The organism is Embleya sp. NPDC025285 (assembly GCF_055558835.1).
On record NZ_JBVHLU010000299.1, the window covers coordinates 1 to 1,343 of the forward strand.

A 1,343-nucleotide genomic window follows, 5' to 3' on the forward strand; every position below is an offset into this window, starting at 1 on the left:
TGGTGTCGCGTTGGGTGCGTTGGCGCCGATGCGTTCGGGTGGCGAGGTGATCGATTTCGAGGACCCGGCCGAGGACGCGGTGTTCGGGGTGTCGCAGATCGAGCATTTCACGTGGAAGGGTCTGTTGGACTTCTCCACGTGTACCGAGTGTGGTCGGTGCCAGTCGCAGTGTCCGGCGTGGAACACGGGCAAGCCGTTGTCGCCGAAGTTGTTGATCATGTCGTTGCGCGAGCACGCCTACGCGAAGGCCCCGTATCTGCTGGCGGGCGGGGGTCGGGACGAGGAGGGCAACGAGCGGGCCACCCCGGAGCAGTTGGCGAGGGTGCCCGCGTCCGCGCTGGCGGAGGCGGGGCGTCCGCTGGTGGGCACGGCGGAGGAGAACGGGGTGATCGACCCGGACGTGTTGTGGTCGTGCACCACGTGCGGGGCGTGTGTGGAGCAGTGCCCGGTGGACATCGAGCACGTGGACCACATCGTGGACATGCGCCGGTACCAGGTGTTGATCGAGAGCGCGTTCCCCTCCGAGGCGGCGACGATGCTCAAGGGCCTGGAGAACAAGGGCAACCCGTGGGGCGTGGCCACCAAGGCCCGCCTGGACTGGGTCAAGGAGCTGAGGAAGGCGACGGGGATCGAGGTCCCGATCGTCGGGCAGGACGTGGAACCCGCGGAGTTGGAGTACCTGTACTGGGTGGGTTGCGCGGGGGCGTTGGCGGACGGGCCGAAGAAGACCACGAAGGCGTTCGCGGAGCTGTTGCACATCGCGGGCGTGCGGTACGGGATCCTGGGCAAGGAGGAGTCCTGCACCGGGGACTCGGCGCGCCGGCTGGGCTCGGAGGTGGTCTTCCAGATGCTCGCGGCGCAGAACGTGGCGACGTTGAACGCGGCGTTGGAGGACGCCCCGCGCAAGCGGATCGTGACCACGTGTCCGCACTGCTTCAACACCCTCGCCAACGAGTATCCGCAGTTGGAGGGTCACTTCGAGGTGATCCACCACACGCAGTTGCTGCAGCACCTGCTCGACGAGGGCCGGCTGACGCCGGTGGAGCCGGTGGACGGCCTGGTCACCTACCACGACCCGTGCTACCTGGGCCGGCACAACAAGGTGTACACGCCGCCGCGGGAGATCATCGCCCGCGTGCCGGGGCTGCGCAACGAGGAGATGCACCGGCACAAGGAACGCGGTTTCTGCTGTGGTGCGGGCGGCGCGCGCATGTGGATGGAGGAACGCATCGGCAAGCGCATCAACAACGAGCGCATGGACGAGGCCCTCTCCCTGAAACCGGACATCGTCTCCACCGCCTGCCCGTTCTGCCTGGTGATGTTCACCGACTCGATCAACGCCA

Annotated in this window: 1 protein-coding gene; it reads left to right on the forward strand. The window is 67.3% G+C overall.

Features of this window, described 5'->3' with window-relative positions:
• The coding region (locus tag ACZ4FV_RS52350) for a (Fe-S)-binding protein (protein ID WP_465328543.1) at positions 1–1,343 on the forward strand (1,343 nt) is incomplete at both ends.